Raw genomic sequence first — 19,047 nt, 5'->3', positions numbered from 1 at the left:
TTCAAATTCAGAAAATTTTAGGACTTTAGCCATAAAAAACTAAAAAGGACGATTCTTTCTTCCGATTGAAAGTTAAGAACCGTCCCCATGCTTTTAAGAGTGCCTGCGATATTTGATTTCCCCGCCAATGATCGTCATTTCGATTTTCATCGTTAAAAGTTCATCAGGTTCTTCCATTTCGAATGGATTGGCTGAGTAAACGGTCATATCCGCAAATTTTCCGCGGGCGATCGTTCCTTTAAGCGTCTCTTCGTTCGTTGGATAAGCACCGAGCTCTGTGAACAAGCGGAACGCATCGACCATCGACAACTTCTGCTCTGGCACATAACCGTAATGGGTTTCACCTGGTTTTTTCCGAGTGACTGCGGCATGGATTCCGAGAATTGGATCGACAGGTTCCACCGGGGAATCCGAGCCACCAGCACAAATGACACCAGCTTCCATTAAGGTTTTCCAGGCATACGACAGCTTGATTCGCTCTGCGCCAAGGCGCTCCTGAACCCATGGGAAGTCACTCGCAATAAAGCGCGGCTGGATATCGGCAATCCTGCTTGGCGCTTTTATTCGAGGGATCAGTTCCTCCCGTAAAACCTGCGCATGAATCAACCGGTCGCGATAAGCTGCAGCCGGGAACTGGTCCAATACGTCCAGGACATTTTCCAGTGCCTGGTCGCCAATCGTGTGGACAGCAATCGGCATGTCCAGTTCGCGTGCCCCTTTTACGATTTCATAGAGCTGCTCCTGGTCGTACATCGCATCGCCATAATGACCTGGCGCATCACTATATGGTTCCGACAACAGAGCCGTTCTCCGTCCAAACGCCCCATCGGCAAAAATTTTCACCGCACCGATTTGCAGCGTGTCATTGCCATAACCAGTGTACATTCCCGCATCTTTTAGGTTTGGTAAAAACTCATGATTAATCAAGAGATTGCTTCGCAAGCCGAGCTGCTCTCCATTTAAAAGTTCATTGAATAGATCCCACGTTTTTTCAAGCCCGCCAAGATACAGCGGATCATTCGTATGCACACTTGTCAGCCCTTTGCTCATCGCAAAATGCATCGTCTGGCGCATCGCTTTTTTCCAGTCGTCGTATGAACGCTCCGGGATGTGGGACCTGACCAGATTCGCCGCTGACTCGAGGAACAGTCCGGTCGGCTGCTTCGTGATTTCATCGAGTACGATGGTGCCGCCTTCTGGCACTGTGATTGCCGGGTGATAGCCGCTCACCTCCAACGCCTTGCTATTCACGAGAGTTGCATGCAAGCACGTCCTTGTTAAAAATAACGGGTTGGCTGGCGCCACATAATCCAGCTCTGTAATCGTTGGAATTCGTCCGTCTGTAAAAAGATTCTCATCCCAGCTGCTGCCGACAATCCATTCACCGGGCTCAAGCTGACTGGCTTTTTCCTTTATTTTTGCCAGCATCTCATGTTTGGTCGTGATTCCTACAAAATCTAGATTAATAAAACTATCTGCCATGATGGACAGATGAAGATGGCTGTCGATGAGGCCAGGCGTTGCCGTTTTCCCTTCCAGATCAATGGTTTGTGCCTGACCGCCCCAGTGCAGTACCATGTCCTCGGTAGTTCCCATATCGATAAAACGGCCATTTTCGATGACCACTGCTTGTACAATTGGATTCCGGGAATTGAATGTATAGATGGTTCCATTTTTGTAGATGGTTCTCACGAAGATTCTCCCCTTTGAATAAATTGTGAATGTCTGGGGAGTGCGTCAGGAGTTGATAGAAGGGGATAGCGACAGGCTCTGGCATGCAAAAAAGCAATGACAGAAAATAACCTATCATTGCTTTTACAATATACGTTATCCGCCATTTCGATCAGTAGTTCTCCATGCACTAACCCCCGCATGACAGTCTGCTCCTTGTTCAGAAAGCATCCCAGCAGTAACCAGTTTGACCCTGATTACGCTTCGGCAAACAACCCTTTCACCCACCATCAAAGATGTCATACTCCGATGGGCTACTCTTGTTATTCGCTCCTCTACCTCACCGATCTGATAAGATCATATGAAATTAGCTTAATAGTATCATAAATGTCCAAGAATGTTCACTGATTTTTATTTGACATTCTTTTAAAATGAAAAAGAAAGGAAGTGGAAAATGATATTAAAAGAACGAACCAAACCAGAAGAATTAGTAATCCTGGAAGCCCTTAATGCCCGGATGGAACTGTCAGAGAAAGATGCGCAAAACCTGCGAACGCTTGAGAAAGGCTATGAAGGAGAGGTACAATTCGACCATTGGTTTACCAACTATAGAGCCGAATGCCTCATTATCAACGACCTGCTCCTCGAAGTGAATGGCACCCTTTTTCAAATCGATTCTTTAGTAATCACACAGGACCGTCTCCACCTTTTTGAAGTGAAAAATCTAGAAGGTGACTATTATCTAGATGGAGATAAATTCAAAACAATTGCTGGCAACGAAACCAAAAATCCCCTCCATCAACTAAACCGCGCCGAAGCACTGTTGAAACAACTGCTAAAGAATCTGGGCTTCTACATCCCTCTCGAGCCTCACCTCGTGTTCATCAACCCTGAATTCGCCCTTCTGCAAGCACCATTAAAATCACCCATTACTTTGCCAAACCAACTCAACCGCTTTATGGATAAAATGAATAGGACCTCTTCAAAATTAACGAGCAAACATACCAAGCTGGGGGAAGCTCTATTGTCATTGCATATTACGAAATCACCATATTCAAGAACACCAAGCTATGATTTTGGAATGTTGAGGAAAGGGGTTATTTGTGAGGTTTGCGGTGAGTTTTTGGAGAGTTTTGGACAAAAGAGGGTCTTATGCGGGCATTGCGACACATGGGAATCGATTGATTCACTTGTTATACAATCGTTAGAAAGTTTCCAATTTCTTTTTCCTGATCAAAAAATAACCACAACGACCATTTATGATTGGACCAATGGTGACCTGCCAAAGAAATCTATTAGAAGGGTTTTAAAAAGCAAACTTTCCATCAGATGAGATAGCAAATCTACTTATTACGAGTAATAAAATTCACCACAATATTAGCCAAGAGGGGAGTTTTTCTCCACTTGGCTAATCTATGTTCCCCGTTTTCTCTTTGCTTCGCCTAACCAGGCATTTTTCTCTTCTTTATGTTCCCCGTTTTCTCTTTGCTTTCCCTAACCGGGCATTTTTCTTTTCTTTATGTTCCCCGTTTTCTCTTTGCTTCCCCTAACCGGGCACTTATCTCTTCTTTATGTTCCCCGTTTTCTCTTTGCTTCCCTTAACCGGGCACTTATCTCTTTTTTATGTTCCCCGTTTTCTCTTTGCTTTCCCTAACCGGGCATTTTTCTCTTCTTTATGTTCCCCGTTTTCTCTTTGCTTCCCTTAACCGGGCACTTTTCCCTTCTTTATATTTCCTGTCAGGGTACAAATTACTACTCTATCCTTATAGAGTCCTTTTTAACTCCTATTGAGTGACACAAGTATTACTTTCCTGGCAGCCGAAGCCCTCCTCCCCGAATCAAATTCTAAAAATTTGGCAAAATAATCATAATAGAAAACGCTTGCAATTTTGCAGATTCGTTTTATAATACTTGTATACAAGTATACTTGATTAATTAGGAAGGTGAGGAAATGACGAAAAAAAGCGAATTTCTTTATCCCCAAAAATGGCTTTCTAAGGCCTCAACTGGAGACCGTGTCGCGAGTGAGCTGCGAATGCAAATCATTTCTGGACTGGTTGAAAGCGGTGCCATCCTATCTGAAAATAAACTGGCTGCTGATTTTAACGTAAGCCGCTCACCCATTCGTGAAGCTCTTAAAATTCTTGCATCAGAGAATTTGATTCGCCTGGAAAGAATGGGCGCTGTGGTCATCGGCCTGACTGAAAAAGATATCGAAGAGATTTACGATGTACGTTTATTGATTGAATCATTTGTTTTTGAACGACTTATTAAAATAGATACAACTGATTTGGTAGTTGAACTGAGCAAGATTCTCGAAATGATGAAAATCGCCATCAAGTACAAGGATGCCGACGAGTTTAGCCTCCAGGATGTACTTTTTCATGAAACGATCATCCGGGCCATCAACCATTCCTACATCAAGATGATCTGGGATAACACGAAGCCTGTAATGGAAGCTTTCATCCTGTTATCGATGAGGGCAAGAATCGAAGAAAAATACGAAGATTTCAACCGAATCCTCGAAAATCACGAGCTTTATATTGAAGCCATCAAAACAAAGAATCGCGAACTGATGATTAAATCCTTACACCAAAATTTTGATGATGTTCAAGGTAAAGTTGACGACCTTTGGATATCGCAGCAAACGCTTTCCAAGGGAGTGGAGAAAAGTGACTGAGTATATGTTAGGGGTCGACATTGGTACGACTAGTACCAAGGCTGTCCTATTCAGTGAAAAAGGCGAGGTCATCCAGCAGGAGAACATTGGATACCCACTTTATACACCGGATATTTCCACAGCCGAGCAGGATCCTGAAGAAATCTACATGGCGGTCCTTACAGCCATAACAAAAATCATGAAACACAATCAGCAAAAAAAGCTGGCGTTCGTTTCATTCAGCAGCGCGATGCACAGCGTCATCGCCATTGATGAAAATGATGAGCCGCTTACACCGTGCATTACCTGGGCGGATAACCGCAGTGAAGCTTGGGCGCATAAAATAAAAACAGAACTCAATGGTCACGAAATTTACAAGCGCACCGGAACGCCGATTCATCCGATGTCGCCATTAAGTAAAATCACATGGATCGTTAACGAGCGTCACGAAATCGCCAACAAGGCGAAAAAATACATCGGCATCAAGGAATTTATCTTTAAAAAGTTCTTTGACCAGTATGTCGTGGACCACTCGCTTGCGTCAGCGATGGGGATGATGAATCTTAAAAAGCTTGATTGGGATGAAGAGGCCCTGCAAATTGCGGGAATCACAAAAAGTCAATTATCCGAGCTAGTTCCGACAACTAAGTTTTTCACCAATTGTAATCCAGAATTAGCAAAGCAAATCGGGATTGACCCTGAAACTCCGTTCGTCATCGGCGCGAGTGACGGCGTTCTTTCCAACCTCGGCGTCAATGCGATTGGCAAAGGCGAGATTGCGGTCACAATCGGGACAAGCGGGGCGATCCGCACGATCATCGACGAGCCGCAAACGGATGAAAAAGGACGTATCTTCTGTTACGCCCTGACCGAGAATCACTGGGTCATCGGCGGCCCTGTCAATAACGGCGGGATGGTCCTTCGCTGGATCCGCGATGAGTTCGCAGCATCAGAAGTCGAGACGGCAAAGCGTTTAGGAATCGATCCTTATAATGTTTTAACAAAGATTGCTGAGCGAGTAAGGCCTGGGGCGGAAGGATTATTGTTCCATCCTTACCTTGCAGGTGAGCGTGCCCCTTTATGGAATCCAGATGTCCGTGGTTCATTTTTCGGACTCACGATGTCCCATAAAAAAGAGCACATGATCCGTGCGGCATTAGAGGGTGTCATTTTCAATCTATATACAGTCTTCTTGGCGCTTACCGAAGCGATGGAGAGCCCTGTTTCAAGAATCCAGGCTACAGGCGGCTTCGCAAGGTCAGATGTGTGGCGCCAGATGATGTCCGACATATTCGACATCGAGGTGGTCGTTCCTGAAAGCTACGAAAGCTCTTGCCTGGGCGCTTGCATTCTCGGTCTTTATGCAACAGATAAAATTAATTCGTTCGATGCTGTTTCAGACATGATCGGCAGCACTCACAAGCATACGCCGAATGAAGAAGCGGCAAAAGAATACAGGCAGCTCGTGCCGATTTTCATCAGCTTATCGCGAGCTTTGGAACAAGATTATTCAAGAATCGCCAACTATCAAAGAGGCTTGATTAAATAAGAGGATGATTATTCCTCTATCAAAAATGTTAGCGCTTTATTTTACAGAGGAAACACCCTGCTAAAAGCGGGAACTATAGACATATAGGGGGAAATTACAATGCCATTGGTTATTGTAGCAATTGGTATCTTAGCCTTATTATTATTAATCATGGGTTTCAAGCTCAACACATTCATTTCCTTAATCATCGTATCATTTGGTGTCGCTTTGGCACTTGGCATGCCGTTAACCGAAATTGTTAAGACAATCGAAGCCGGTTTGGGCGGAACACTTGGCCACCTAGCACTGATTTTCGGCCTTGGTGCGATGCTTGGTAAATTGATCGCCGATTCCGGCGGGGCCCAGCGAATCGCTATGACACTAGTGAACAAATTTGGTGAAAAGAACATCCAATGGGCAGTCGTTGCTGCTTCATTCATTATCGGTGTTGCTCTATTCTTCGAAGTAGGTTTAGTATTATTGATTCCAATCGTATTTGCGATTTCAAGAGAATTAAAGATTTCCATTTTGTATCTTGGTATTCCAATGACTGCCGCTTTATCTGTAACTCACGGCTTCCTCCCTCCTCACCCAGGACCAACAGTCATTGCTGGTGAGTATGGCGCAAACATTGGTGAAGTTTTGCTTTATGGCTTTATCATTGCAATTCCAACTGTCATTTTGGCAGGTCCAGTATTTACGAAAATCGCTAAAAAACTTGTACCTGAATCTTTTAACAAGACAGGAAACATCGCTTCTTTAGGCGAACAAAAGACATTCAAACTTGAAGAAACACCAGGTTTCGGTATCAGCGTTTTCACAGCACTATTACCAGTTATTTTAATGTCTATCGCGACAATCATTTCTTTACTGCAAAAAACAATGGGATTTGAGGATAATAGTTTCCTAGCAGCCATCCAATTCATCGGTGATGCAGGAACTGCGATGTTACTATCCCTGCTTGTAGCGATTTACACAATGGGAATCGCGCGTAACATCCCTATTAAAACTGTTATGGATTCTTGTACAACGGCCATCTCTCACATCGGCATGATGCTGTTAATCATTGGTGGTGGCGGCGCATTCAAGCAAGTCTTGATCAATGGAGGCGTTGGCGACTATGTAGCTGAATTGTTCAAAGATACTACATTATCACCTATCCTGCTTGCCTGGATCATCGCAGCCATCCTTCGTATCTCTCTAGGTTCAGCAACAGTTGCAGCATTAACAACAGCCGGACTAGTCATCCCGCTTCTTGGCCAGACAGACGTTAACCTTGCCCTTGTCGTACTGGCAACTGGCGCAGGAAGCTTGATCGCATCACACGTGAACGACGCAGGCTTCTGGATGTTCAAAGAATACTTCGGTCTTAGCATGAAAGAAACATTCGCAACTTGGACATTGCTTGAAACGATTATTTCAGTAGCAGGATTAGGATTTATCTTATTGCTTAGCCTGTTTGTATAAAAGAAGAGGTCAGCCTTTCGTTGTGAGAGGCTGACCTTTTTTATGAACAAAAGTAGTTTCGCATTGTTTTCGAACTTGTATCCGCACTCCTACACAAACCACCTAATATAAACCCCAACGGCTATGAATGATAACAAAATAACCACCACATAAATTATTGTGAGATTCGTCGTGTTCTTTTTCGTGGCTTTGCTATATTCTTCGTCTCCCTTGCCGGACAATAACAATGTTGCCAGCAGTGCTCCCATGAGAATAATGATGACTAAAACAAGACCAAGGGTCATGTAAACACCTCTTAATTTAATATCATATTAATTATAACAAACTACATCGAAAGTCTGAGGAATTCTCATTCCTATCTCCGACCTCAAAGGTGTTTCTTCATTATATAATAAACCTATAGAATTAATTCGAGGTGCTGAAGATGAAGAAACCTTGGTCTAAAAAAATGCCTGCCGTTCAATTCAGGATTGCACGGCCAACGGATCAGCTAAAAAAGGTCGTTGAATTTTACCGAGATGGTGTTGGGCTTGAAGTGGTTGGTGGGTTCGAGAAGCATGATGGGTATGATGGTGTTATGCTCGGCCTGCCGGGTGTATGCTACCACCTGGAATTTACCCAGCATGAACATGGCAGCCCCTGCCCCGCACCGACAGAAGACAATCTATTAGTCTTCTACATTCCTGACAAGGAAGCGCGAGACGCAATCGCCGGGCGGCTGCATGACATGGGCTACCCGGAGGTCGAGCCGGAAAACCCATATTGGATAAATGCCGGTGTCACGATTGCCGACCCAGATGGTTGGAGAATTGTGCTGCAGAACACTGAGGGGCTGCAGGATCCCAAACACTAAGGGTGCAGAATCGGGCTGCAGAATACTGAAGGACTCAGCAGTTAATAAAACGAGAAGGCACTTCTGCGGTTCAATTGCAGAAGTGCCTCCTTTTTTAATATTCCAACTCCGCTACCTTCTCATAGCTGCCCATTTTATGACTTGTAATTTTTTCAGCAGACAGGGCGTACAATGTGTCACCGATATAAAGCAGGCGCTGGATTTGGTGCTCCCATTCTTCGTAATACGGCATGTCGCCGTTAATGTGGGTAATTTTAGACTTCAGCTTAAATCCGGTCGCAGGATCGATACTATATACATAGGCCCCCTGATATTCAAAGATTTGCTCGTATTCGTTCTTCTCGCTGTTTAGGTAAACCGAAATTGGGAAGGCAAAAATGTCTTTGTCTTTATTGAACAGCAGTGCTTTATGGTCATGATTCAGCGGAGAATAGGTACCCCTGCCGCCAATAATCTCAGTGAATTTCTCTTTCGGATTGGACATGTCACTGACATCGAACAAAGAGATTTTAACTCCATCTGTGAGGATACGCGGCTGCGAGGCTCCTTTTTCAGCGACAATCTTCGTATCCTGACCAAATCCAATGATATGGTTTTCATCATATGGGTGCAGATAATTGCTGAAACCCGGGATTTTCAATTCGCCGAGCACTTTTGGATTAGCTGGATCGCTTGCATCGAATACAAACAGCGGATCTGTTTCTTTAAAAGTAACCATATAGATCCGATCACCCATAAACCTTGCTGAATAGATTCTCTCCCCGCGCGCCAAATCTTCAATTTTCCCTGTTTCCTTTAAATTTTTATCCAAAATATAGAGATGATTGCTAGAAGGACGTTGTTCATCCCACGCATAGCCTTTCGTCGTCACCACGCGAAAATAGCCATTGTGTTCATCCATTGAGAACTGGTTCAGCACGGTACCTGGCACGGTGGCGGAGCTGTGGTATTTTACATCCAGGCCCTTAACCTCAAATTTATGGACATCGGTGTCCGGCGCAATCACACCTCGATCCTTCCGCTCCATATCGCCATAATTCTCGACAGCCAGGTAGAGGCTCTCCTTGGACATATACAGCTGGTTTCCGCTGCCCAAATACGTGGTCATGGCCACTTTCTTTTTCGGTTTGTCAAGATCAAGCGCAGCAATCAATGTATAATTCGGCTGGCGTGACTCTGGGAAATAATGAATATCATCATAATCAATCGTTCTTTCCTTTGAATCATAAGCAGTGTCAGTGAACTTCGGCCTGATATCAATTTTCCTATTTTCCTTCAGCAGCCAGTAATCCGGATAATGCTGCGTGATGAGATAGACAAGGTTCTCCACCTTCCTCGCCGAAACATAGTGACCTTCCACTTTAACTTCACGAACCTGTTTCGGTTTAGCAGGATTTTTAACATCATAGACAATGATTGTCGTCAACTGCATCATCGGAGCAATCAACGAGTCCTTAGCGACATCTTCATATGGCCTATATATTTCGTTGTACTGATGGCCAATGACCACCAGTTGATCGTCTTGCAGGAATAGCTGACTTGGTGAAAAATTCTCATCAAAATGCAGGACCGATAAAACCTTCATCTGCGTACCAGGAACCGCTTGAATGATCCGAACCTTGTTATGCTCAGCCTGGAAAATGCTTTTCCCATCCGTTTTGACAATATCCGCTTCATCTACACCCTGCACCTGCACATTCGTTTCAGAAACATCTCCGCCGCCACCGGACTTATCAGCAGCCACTGACTCCTCCGTCGCCTTATCCTCACCAGCCGAGAAGGATTCCTTCAATCCGCCAAACCAGCTTCGGGCCTCTTTCTCTTCCTCTATGATCTCTTCAAAATAACTCGCCAGATTCTCCTGTGAGCCAACAGTCGGAAGCGTTTCTTTTACAATGAACTTCCAGTTGTGCTCAGAGTTCAGCTCTCTGCCAAGCGCAGATTTAATTCCTTTTTTAAAATGAACGGTATACTCCTTCGCTTTGAGGTCATAACCGTTTTTCGGAGGATGGATGTAAATGGTTTTCTGGTCGTCACCCAGCTCCAGCTTCGTGTCGAGCTTCTCTCCGCTGTCATTCATCACATAAACCAAATCAGGGTCAAGACTTTCTTCAGAGATTTTCTCAGAAAACTCTAGCTTCCACACCTTATTCGGCAGGACCACATGCTCCTCTTCCCACGCATTGACTACCTTGAACTGGGATAAAGAATAAAAAGCCACCGCTACTATTGCAACGAGCAACAAACCGCTTAATAACCACCATTTTTTCATCATTTTTCAGCCCCTTTGAAAAATTAGACGGGGATTGCTCTCTGGTGTTTCAGGTTTTAACCTGAAAATTACAATTCAGGAAGAATTCTAATGAAAAAGCGGGTAACTTTGTAAAGAATGCATTTGAGATACCATGTTCAACTTTACTTGAAAAATTTTTATAGCGAAAAATGAAGTTGTATAGCGAAAATATCTTTTTTATAGCAACTTATTTATTTTTATAGCGAGAATCTCCTTTTTATAGCGAGTTTCTAATTTATATAGCGAACTGGAAATTCCGCTTGTTTTTTTCCAATTGGCTTGTATAAAAAAAGTTCCTCCGAATCACGAAGGAACTTTAATTCCAGGAAATTCTTCTCCTGGAACGGGTTTGCTGAAGTGATATCCTTGCGCTTCATTGCAGCGGTGCTGTTTCAATACTCCTAACTGGTTTGCTGTTTCAACGCCTTCTGCAATGACGGACAATCCCAGGTTATGCGCCATCAGAATAATCGTTGTGGCGATATTTTCGTCGCTTTTATTGTCGGCGATGTCCTTCACAAAGCAACGATCAATTTTCAAATGATCTATCGGGAATCTCTTCAGGTAACTCAGCGAGCTGTAGCCTGTGCCGAAATCGTCGATCGAGATATTCACTCCAAGTCCCTTCAGCTCATGAAGGATCACGCTTGCTTTTTCAACATCCATCGTCATGCTTTCGGTAATCTCGATTGTCAGGTACCTCGGCTCGACTCCGGCTAACTCAAGAGTTTCCTTTATCATCGGAATCAAATCAGGCTGATAAAATTGGCGAATCGATAAGTTCACCGATACCGTCAACCCATCCATTCCGTTTTCGTGCCATTCCTTGAGCTGAAGCAGGGCGGTTTTCAGCACCCACTCACCAATCGGAATAATCAATCCCGTTTCTTCCGCGATCGGAATGAAATGATCTGGTGATACATTACCAACTCTGTCATTTTGCCAGCGGATAAGCGCCTCCGCCCCTTTGATCTCATTCTTGCATAAGTTTACAATCGGCTGATAATTAAGCGCAAATTCATTACGCTCGAGCGCTTTGCGGAGCTCATTTTCAATCTGAAGCCTTTCAAATGCTTTTCGATCAAGCAACACATCATACATCTGGTAATTATTGCGCCCTTGCTTTTTTGCCTGATACATCGCGACATCTGCCTTGCTCAACAGCATGTCAACTTCCTCACCATCATCTGGGTAAAAGCTCATGCCTATACTCGTTGAGATGAAAATATCTGTACCATCAATTACAAAAGGCTCCTCTAATGCCTTGAGTATGTTACGGGCCACAGCTTCGGCTTTTTCTTTCGTCGTATGCTCTAGTAAAATAGTGAACTCGTCCCCTCCCTGTCTCGAGAACAAGTCACCATCTCCCAGGCAATCTTTTAATTTGTCAGAAACATGCACAAGCAGCCGGTCACCAATCGAATGGCCAAGAGAGTCGTTCACGTATTTAAAACGATCGAGGTCGAGGAACATCAGACTCATTTTTTCTTCCTGTTCCAGATTTGTCTCTGCAATGGCACTTTGGACCCTTTCATCAAACCGTCTGCGGTTCGCCAGCCCGGTCAACGCATCATGATACGCCATAAAATCAATTTTTTCTTTTGCCCGATAGTGCTGAATCACAAGGCTGGTGAGGTCTGTTGCTTTTTCAATGATTTTCCGGTCCTTCTCGCGTGGAGACCTCGTATTGCAATAATACATGCCAAATGTGCCAATCACCCTATGGTCATCGTCAAAAACTGGGGAAGACCAGCAAGCCTTCAAATCATAGGGAAGAGCCAGTTCGCGGTAATGCTCCCATAATGGATCGTTCTCAATATCTGTCACGACTACGGATTTTTCAAAAAAGGCCGCCGTGCCACAGGAACCAGCCGTAGGACCAATTGGCATACCATCAACTGCTGCATTATATACTGGCGGCAGATGGGGAGATGATCCATGGTGCAATTTCCTTCTCTCTTGATCCGCAATCAGGATGGAACAGTGTGCGCCGTCCGTGAAATTCTCGATGAAAAATACTATTTCATCAAGAACTTCCTGAAAACCAGCTCCCTTTGCCATCATTTTAAGGATCCGGTTTTGGCCGCTCACCAATGCCTCGAGCTCCTTTTTTTCTGTGATATCCTGTGCGCAACCCACAACTCCCAAGATTTCATTTCCAACCTTAATCGGCACTGCTGTGATCATCAGATTGACACGCTCACCTGTCCCCTTCCTTAAAATGACCGTTTCAAACTTCTCACGTTGTCCTCTTGTGACCCGTTTAAAATGCTCGATCGTTTCCTCAACATAATCCTCATGGAGAATCGATATAAAGTTCAATTCCATTGCTTCATCAATGGTATAACCCGTTATGGCTACCGCCTCTTCATTAAAAACAATAAAATTCCCTTCCATATCAAGGGCATAGCACCCATCATGGTTATAATCAAATAAGGATTTATATACCTCAAAAAGAGAACTGTTATTCAAATCCGGCTGCATTGCAGTCACCCCGTCCTTCAACATTTTATGTATATACATGCCTTATCGGCACTCCCTTACTATGGTTATACAGGTATTTTTTAACAGTTGAGTATATTGGACTAGTTTTATTAGATTAGGATGAAACGTTGTTTAATAAAACAACTCATAAAGACGATAATGTAAAAAATAGTTTACAAAATGCAAAGGATATATTACATTTAGGGTGAATAAACAAATATTACCAAAGGAGTAAACTTGTAAATGTTAAAAAACTCTGTTCGTGAATTCCGAGCAAGATTCAGATTTTCACAGCAAGAACTAGCGGACAAAATTGGCGTGACGAGACAAACGATTGGATTGATCGAAAAAGGCGACTACGCTCCCTCTGTCACCCTCGCATTAAAAATAGCAGCTGCCTTCGAGGTATCGGTCGAAGAAGTATTTCGCTTAGAAGGAGAGAATTAACCGTGTTAAAAAGAACGTTTCAATCACCGTTATTCAATATTGTCCTTGTATTGGGGTTGGGTATCATCATGATTGGCAACCACTATTCGGAGTATGTTCCAGCCTGGCTTACCATTGACCCGATGGTTTTGGGGATACCGATTCTGATCATGATTGCGGTCATTCCACTCTATAACAAACGCAATCCTGAAAATCCGATAAAACCTCGCATCATCCCGATGGAAATGCGCGAAGAGGATGAGGGTTTGCAGTGGCTGACTTTTAAGGCAACGAGAAAAGTGTACATCTTCTTTGCTCTATCGATTCCAGTCGCCATTGCCCTAACCGCTTATTTCAATCACATTCCGTATTTGCCGATCATTCTGTTCATCTTCATGGGAGTTGTGCAGTACCTGATCTATTGGTTCCAAATGAAACGATACTCGTAAACGGGAGGAATTTTTATGGAGACGCGCCTGATTGTGACGGGCATCATTCTTGTTGTGCTTTTCGAAGCCTTTCTTGTACATTTGTTTCTTTTATACCGGAAAGGAAAAATCAATGAGAATCCGTTACTGCTGATCTACAAAAAAGAAATGAAAATCCTTTTTTATGCTTTCTTCAAATGGAAAATCCCGACTCCTGCACGAGATACTTTTTACTATCATAAAAAGTCGAACTACTTCTGGCTCTATCTCGCCCTCGTCCATGAACAGGTCATCGAGATGATTGTCTTCCATATATATTTGAAAAAAGAAGCGCCGGAAATCGCTCTGGTTATGCTGTTGCTTCATATTTACAGCGTCTTTTACATAATGGGTGATTATAATTTATTGAGGAATGCGCCGATCCTCGTGAAGAAGGATCGGATCCACATTAAAATTGGCGTTAGAAGAGAATTGGATTTTCCCTTGAGGGATATTGAAAAAATCCAGCCAGCCAAACTGAAATACAATAACAGCGGCGGGATTATCCATGAAAAAGGTGTGTTCCATGCCACCGCGTTTCCCCGGGCACTCACCAGGATTTTCGGGATGAGCGATGAGGCAAAATATGAAATCATCTTCAAGGAACCCGTCATTGCAAGAGGATATTTTGGCCAGGAAAAAGAAGTGCAAAAGGTGCTATTCTACATCGACAAGCCTGATGAATTCGCTGATTTGATAAAAGAAAAACTGGACCATATCAATGATGATCGATTGGTAACGGTATAACGAAGGCCACTTGAACTCTCTCAAGTGGCTTGGGGGGCGAGTTTAATTGTTACTGCGTTTTGGAGGGGGTTCGATACTTTGGTGAGACTTCGCTTCGAAGTTCAATATTTCACGAATGTGGTAATGCTCCGTTTCGAGGCAATTGTCTTTCTCGCGAGCTCTTCCTTCCAATTTGCCTCGCCCAGCTGGTATTCACCATATTCATTCTTATAGGTCTTTTTCAGAAGATTGATCGTCCGGGCTTCTTCAGGAAGGTTAACAGACAAAGGCCTCCCCCGTTTTCCTTCTTCATATATGTAAAACTCAACAACATCGCCAAATTCCATTAAGTCATCCAGAAAGGTGATGAATTCAGGATCCTCGTTTCCGTATTCATACACATATGGAAGAGAAAGCGGCAATTCTTTTTTATAAGCCTCACCACTTATGAAAGGATAATCCTGACCCTTCACATGGAATTCCTCAATCGGCCTCATTGTTGCGATAAAATAATGACAAGTCATTGCGTTCTCCCCTTCTTTGAGTCACTATTGATGAAATCCATTGCAAAAAGCTATACATATGAAACCATGAAACTGATTTTATAGGGAAAAGGTTTTTATATAGCGAGTTTTTCCTTTTTATAGCGACTTTTTGAATTATATAGCTAATTGGAAATTATGCTCGTTTTTTTTCAGTTAAAAATGCAGCGGAGACCTTCTCAGGCATCCGCTGCATTTTCCGAATTTAGCAGTCAGGGCAACCCGCTGCATGTCTATTCATACCTTAAAGATTCGATCGGATCGAGTTTGGATGCTTTATTCGCGGGCAGCAGTCCGAAGGCGACTCCGATGATCATTGAGAACAGCATTGCGCCGGTCACGACTTGCCATGATACTAGCGACGGCCAGCCGGCAAAAAAGGAAATTAGTGATGCGGAGCCCCAGCCTACCAGGATGCCGAGCACCCCGCCAATCAGCGTCAGCGTGACGGATTCGATCAGGAACTGGGTCATGATTTGCGACCTGGTCGCACCGAGCGCTTTCCTGATACCAATTTCCCTCGTTCGCTCGGTTACGGAGACGAGCATGATATTCATGACGCCAATGCCGCCGACAAACAGGGATATTCCGGCGATGCTGCCGATGATCAAGGTCATCACCTTGGTGATTTTGCCGATTCCCTCAGCCATTTCCTCCATGTTGATGACCATGTACGATTCCTCGGTGTCATGCAATTTATTCAGCAGGTCTGCCGCCTTTTTGCCGGCGATCTGAAGCTCATCGGCGGATGCTGCCTGAAGTGTCACCTGGTTAAAATCGCTTTTGCCGTAAATAACCTGCCAGGTTTTACTCGGAACGTATATTTGCATGGTCCCAAATGCGAACAGTCCAGTTGGCTTTTCCAGTACACCGACAATCTCGATCGGCTGGACGCCGATGCGGATCACCTTGCCAATCGGTGATTCGCCGCCGAACAATTCCTCCTGCATCGAATAACTGATAATCCCGACCCTTCTGCCGCCAAGGAAATCAGCTGCGGTGAAGCTTCTGCCTTTTTCCGCCTTGATATCGTTCATTTCGAAAAAAGCCTGGCTCACTCCGGTTGTGGAAGCATCCAACGTATCTTCTTCGAATGAAACTTTTGAAAGCTGGGAGCTTGATGCCACCACCTGCTTGATTTCCGGTATTTTTTCCAGTGCGCGAATATCTTCCTGTTCGAATGGGGCTTCATTGAAAATATTCGGATTGGCTTGAATTTCTTCATCCGACGGCTGGTAAAACAGCTCAATCGTATTGCCCGGACCAGTCAGCTGCGTTTTCAGCATCGCTTCCCCGCCCTGGCCGATGGCAACAACAATGATTACTGCCCCAACACCGATGATGATGCCGATCATCGTTAAAATCGAGCGCATTTTATGAGCCTTCAGAGACCCGAGTGCCATCCGGAGATTTTCCATCATATTCATGAGCGCAACCCCCTTCCAGCTAGTGTGGAAGAGACTATCAGACCATCCCTGACCATGATCGTCCGCTGCGCATATTCCGCAACTTCCGGCTCGTGCGTAACAAGGACGATCGTGGAACCCTCCTCATTCAAACCGGTAAAAAGCTCCATGATCGTCTCGCTCGTTTTCGTATCAAGAGCGCCTGTCGGTTCATCTGCGAGGATGATTTTCGGCTCATTCACGATTGCCCTGGCAATGGCGACTCGTTGCTTTTGCCCGCCTGACAAAGCATTCGGGAGATGATTCATCCGGTCGCCAAGCCCGACCTTCTCGAGAGCAGTCTTTGCCCTTTCCAGTCGCACCTTTTTCGAAACACCGCTGTAAATCATCGGCAGCTCGACATTCTGGACTGCCGTCAGCCTCGGCAACAGATGGAACTGCTGAAAAACAAATCCGATTGATTGGTTCCTCACCTTCGCCAGTTCGGCATCCAAATAACGCGAGACATTTTCACCGGCCAGTTCATACTCACCGGCAGTCGGTTTATCGAGACAGCCGATGATGTTCATCAAAGTGGACTTGCCCGAACCCGACGGCCCCATAATCGCGACCGATTCTCCCGCCTGGATCCGAAGATCGATTCCTTTTAAAACATCAATCGTTTCCCTGCCCACTTCAAAGGATTTCGTAATTTGCTTCAGCTCAATCACTTTACATTCACTTCCATTCCATCCTTCAGATTGTCGGACGGATTGGCTATAACCTGATCTTTCTCGCTCAAACCACTGATGACTTCCATTTTGCTGCCAAAAGCGATTCCTGTCTCAATTTCCTGCTTATGGCTTTTGCCTTCTTTTACAAGAAATACATAAACAGTATCCTTGTCAGTCAGGACAGCCTCCGCGGGTACAGTCAGCGCCTCTTTCCGTTCTGTCTCGATTTCCATGATTAATTGAAATCCTGGCTTCAAATCCAAGCCGCTGACTTTCACCTTGATGGGATATTGTGCGGCAGTACTCTCGCCTAATGCCTGTGCCTGCGTCTCTTCCGGGAAAACGGCAATTTCCTCGACGACACCAGTCCATTCTTGATCTGGCAGGACATCTGAATGAACCTTAACCTTCTGTCCTTCTTTTACCTTCATGCTGTCAAACTCGGATAAACGACCGGAGGCTCCTTTCGCATCAAGATTCCCAATATGAATCACTGGCTTCACTGCAGCCGCAGGGTCTGCTGGACTTTCCTCATTCACCTGAAGGACAACGCCATCTATCAAGCTCTTAATCTCCAAATCCTTTAACCGCGATTCTGCGTCCTTCTGTTGGAGCAGCACCTGTCTGAGGTCAATATTCGCCAGCCTTTTTTCAGCCTCAAGCTGGTCGATTTCCGCTTCCGTCTGTTCTTTCGCAGTTTTTTTTCCAATTTGCTTGCTGAGCTCAGATTCCTTTTCCCGTACGTCTTTTATCTTTTTATCCAGCTGATTGATTCGCAAATAGCCTGATTCCGCCTGTAGTTTTACTCGCTCCATTTCCAGGTTCAAAGCGCTGGCATCATACCTTGCCAATACATCACCTTTTTTGACCGGTTCGCCTTCTTTAACTAGAACCTCTGCAAGCTTCCCTTTTTCCGGTGAAGCGTAAATTTTCTGTTCTTCCTCAAGCATGACCGTTCCGGGGATCATGATTTCATCTGCAATTTCTTCCTTCGCGGGATTTACCACCTTCACTTCAGGCCCCTTGGCAAAAGCCTGCCTGTAAATGCTCACCCCGGCCATCAGCAAGACCAGACCGGCCACCCCAATGGCAATCCAAATCTTCTTATTCATGGTTAGACACCCATTGTGTTAGAGAACATGGCTCCCAAAATTGCAAATCCGATTCCAATCAGGAAGAATACGATGGCAATGCCCCATGCCCATCCTTTTGACAAGCCCGCAACACGGTGAAGCCCAATCGCTGTCAAAATCGTCTGCCAGATAGAAAATACCTCAATCGACCCAAGGACACCCGGCTTGTCGCTGTTCATCAATCCAGCAAGGCTCGTGATGAAAATTTCTGGGTTCCCTCCAATTGCTGCCCTAAGGAGCATATTCAGCAACAGACCGGCAGCACCGATGATCATGATATGTGTATTCATTGAAAATAACTGCTTGAACGTTACATCAGATCCGGCGATTTTTGTAAAAATCATATAAATCGCACTTGATATCAGCACTACGAACACTGGTGTCAGGATTCCTGTAATCGCAACCGTAATCTTTGAAAAAGCCAACACCATAGCGGCTTCTTCCTCACTCATCCCATCAAGCCCAAGGTAAGAGGCATCCATTGACAATGTCATCAGATACATGCCAATGGCATACAGAACACTCACTAAAATCAACGGGACCCAAATCTTCGGGTTCTGCCGTATCCGGTCAAACTGCTCCCCCGGGCTCCAGAACATCCCTATTAAACTTGGTTTCTCGATTTTGCTTTTCATTTCTTGTTCCATTACATTACACTCCCATTCTTTTTAAGCCTTTC

17 protein-coding genes and 1 riboswitch are annotated in these 19,047 nt (G+C 44.6%); of the genes, 8 read left to right on the top strand and 9 right to left on the bottom strand.

Annotated features, from left to right (window positions below; all coding sequences use genetic code 11):
* Nucleotides 1-93: 93 nt before the first annotated feature.
* The gene (locus CD004_RS02305) at nucleotides 94-1,692 is read right to left on the bottom strand and encodes an amidohydrolase (protein ID WP_102261295.1); all 1,599 of its coding nucleotides are present in this window, start codon (nucleotides 1,690-1,692) and stop codon (nucleotides 94-96) included.
* Between the two features lie 147 nt (nucleotides 1,693-1,839).
* Nucleotides 1,840-2,017: riboswitch (Lysine riboswitch) on the bottom strand.
* A 108-nt stretch (nucleotides 2,018-2,125) separates the two neighbouring features.
* Between CD004_RS02305 and CD004_RS02300 the strand changes: the two genes are divergently transcribed.
* The 4 genes from CD004_RS02300 to CD004_RS02285 all read left to right on the top strand — a co-directional run bounded on the left by CD004_RS02300 (nucleotide 2,126) and on the right by CD004_RS02285 (nucleotide 7,325).
* Nucleotides 2,126-3,004, top strand: coding sequence for a nuclease-related domain-containing protein (locus tag CD004_RS02300; protein ID WP_102261294.1), 879 nt, complete (start codon nucleotides 2,126-2,128; stop codon nucleotides 3,002-3,004).
* Nucleotides 3,005-3,622: 618 nt separating this feature from the next.
* Nucleotides 3,623-4,351, top strand: a complete 729-nt coding sequence (locus CD004_RS02295) for a GntR family transcriptional regulator (RefSeq protein WP_102261293.1) — start codon at nucleotides 3,623-3,625, stop codon at nucleotides 4,349-4,351.
* Entirely contained in the window at nucleotides 4,344-5,879 is a 1,536-nt protein-coding gene (gene gntK, locus CD004_RS02290; RefSeq protein WP_102261292.1) for a gluconokinase, read from the top strand. Before CD004_RS02295 ends, gntK begins: the two co-directional genes overlap by 8 nt.
* Before the next feature lie 99 nt (nucleotides 5,880-5,978).
* Nucleotides 5,979-7,325: a GntP family permease gene (locus CD004_RS02285; RefSeq protein WP_102261291.1), complete on the top strand. Its 1,347-nt coding sequence runs from the start codon at nucleotides 5,979-5,981 to the stop codon at nucleotides 7,323-7,325.
* Nucleotides 7,326-7,414: 89 nt separating this feature from the next.
* Here CD004_RS02285 and CD004_RS02280 read toward each other — a convergent pair whose 3' ends face one another.
* The gene (locus tag CD004_RS02280) at nucleotides 7,415-7,609 is read right to left on the bottom strand and encodes a hypothetical protein (RefSeq protein WP_102261290.1); all 195 of its coding nucleotides are present in this window, start codon (nucleotides 7,607-7,609) and stop codon (nucleotides 7,415-7,417) included.
* A gap of 140 nt (nucleotides 7,610-7,749) precedes the next feature.
* Here CD004_RS02280 and CD004_RS02275 point away from each other — a divergent pair, with 140 nt between their 5' ends.
* Nucleotides 7,750-8,178: a VOC family protein gene (locus CD004_RS02275; RefSeq protein ID WP_102261289.1), complete on the top strand. Its 429-nt coding sequence runs from the start codon at nucleotides 7,750-7,752 to the stop codon at nucleotides 8,176-8,178.
* 94 nt (nucleotides 8,179-8,272) lie between these two features.
* On the opposite strand, the gene CD004_RS02270 is transcribed toward CD004_RS02275, so the two are convergent.
* Together CD004_RS02270 and CD004_RS02265 are read right to left on the bottom strand one after the other, a co-directional pair.
* Entirely contained in the window at nucleotides 8,273-10,453 is a 2,181-nt protein-coding gene (locus CD004_RS02270) for a beta-propeller domain-containing protein (protein WP_102261288.1), read from the bottom strand.
* Nucleotides 10,454-10,774: 321 nt separating this feature from the next.
* On the bottom strand, nucleotides 10,775-12,994 hold the full coding sequence (locus CD004_RS02265; RefSeq protein ID WP_102261287.1) for a bifunctional diguanylate cyclase/phosphodiesterase: 2,220 nt from the start codon (nucleotides 12,992-12,994) through the stop codon (nucleotides 10,775-10,777).
* Between the two features lie 204 nt (nucleotides 12,995-13,198).
* On the opposite strand from CD004_RS02265, the gene CD004_RS02260 reads away from it, so the two are divergent.
* The 3 genes from CD004_RS02260 to CD004_RS02250 are packed head-to-tail and all read left to right on the top strand — an operon-like array spanning nucleotide 13,199 to nucleotide 14,595.
* Complete coding sequence (locus CD004_RS02260; RefSeq protein WP_102261286.1) at nucleotides 13,199-13,402, top strand: helix-turn-helix transcriptional regulator; 204 nt, start codon at nucleotides 13,199-13,201, stop codon at nucleotides 13,400-13,402.
* Between the two features lie 2 nt (nucleotides 13,403-13,404).
* Nucleotides 13,405-13,830 carry a hypothetical protein gene (locus CD004_RS02255; protein ID WP_102261285.1) on the top strand — a complete coding sequence of 142 codons (426 nt, stop codon included), beginning with the start codon at nucleotides 13,405-13,407 and terminating at the stop codon, nucleotides 13,828-13,830.
* Nucleotides 13,831-13,845: 15 nt separating this feature from the next.
* Entirely contained in the window at nucleotides 13,846-14,595 is a 750-nt protein-coding gene (locus CD004_RS02250; RefSeq protein WP_102261284.1) for a hypothetical protein, read from the top strand.
* A 101-nt stretch (nucleotides 14,596-14,696) separates the two neighbouring features.
* Here CD004_RS02250 and CD004_RS02245 read toward each other — a convergent pair whose 3' ends face one another.
* The 5 genes from CD004_RS02245 to CD004_RS02225 form a co-directional block, all read right to left on the bottom strand.
* Nucleotides 14,697-15,098 carry a hypothetical protein gene (locus CD004_RS02245; protein WP_102261283.1) on the bottom strand — a complete coding sequence of 134 codons (402 nt, stop codon included), beginning with the start codon at nucleotides 15,096-15,098 and terminating at the stop codon, nucleotides 14,697-14,699.
* A gap of 251 nt (nucleotides 15,099-15,349) precedes the next feature.
* Complete coding sequence (locus tag CD004_RS02240; protein WP_102261282.1) at nucleotides 15,350-16,543, bottom strand: ABC transporter permease; 1,194 nt, start codon at nucleotides 16,541-16,543, stop codon at nucleotides 15,350-15,352.
* Nucleotides 16,540-17,232 (bottom strand): ABC transporter ATP-binding protein, encoded by a 693-nt coding sequence (locus CD004_RS02235; protein WP_102261281.1) that lies wholly within the window; start codon nucleotides 17,230-17,232, stop codon nucleotides 16,540-16,542. Before CD004_RS02235 ends, CD004_RS02240 begins: the two co-directional genes overlap by 4 nt.
* A complete protein-coding gene (locus tag CD004_RS02230) occupies nucleotides 17,229-18,347 on the bottom strand; it encodes an efflux RND transporter periplasmic adaptor subunit (protein ID WP_102261280.1) in 1,119 nt (372 codons plus the stop codon). The genes CD004_RS02235 and CD004_RS02230 overlap by 4 nt, the downstream gene beginning before the upstream one ends.
* Before the next feature lie 2 nt (nucleotides 18,348-18,349).
* Entirely contained in the window at nucleotides 18,350-19,015 is a 666-nt protein-coding gene (locus CD004_RS02225; RefSeq protein ID WP_102261279.1) for a YknW family membrane protein, read from the bottom strand.
* Nucleotides 19,016-19,047 lie beyond the last annotated feature (32 nt).

Source organism: Mesobacillus jeotgali (assembly GCF_002874535.1).
Lineage (GTDB): Bacteria > Bacillota > Bacilli > Bacillales > Cytobacillaceae > Mesobacillus > Mesobacillus jeotgali.
This window is presented reverse-complemented; position numbering and strand designations above follow the sequence as displayed.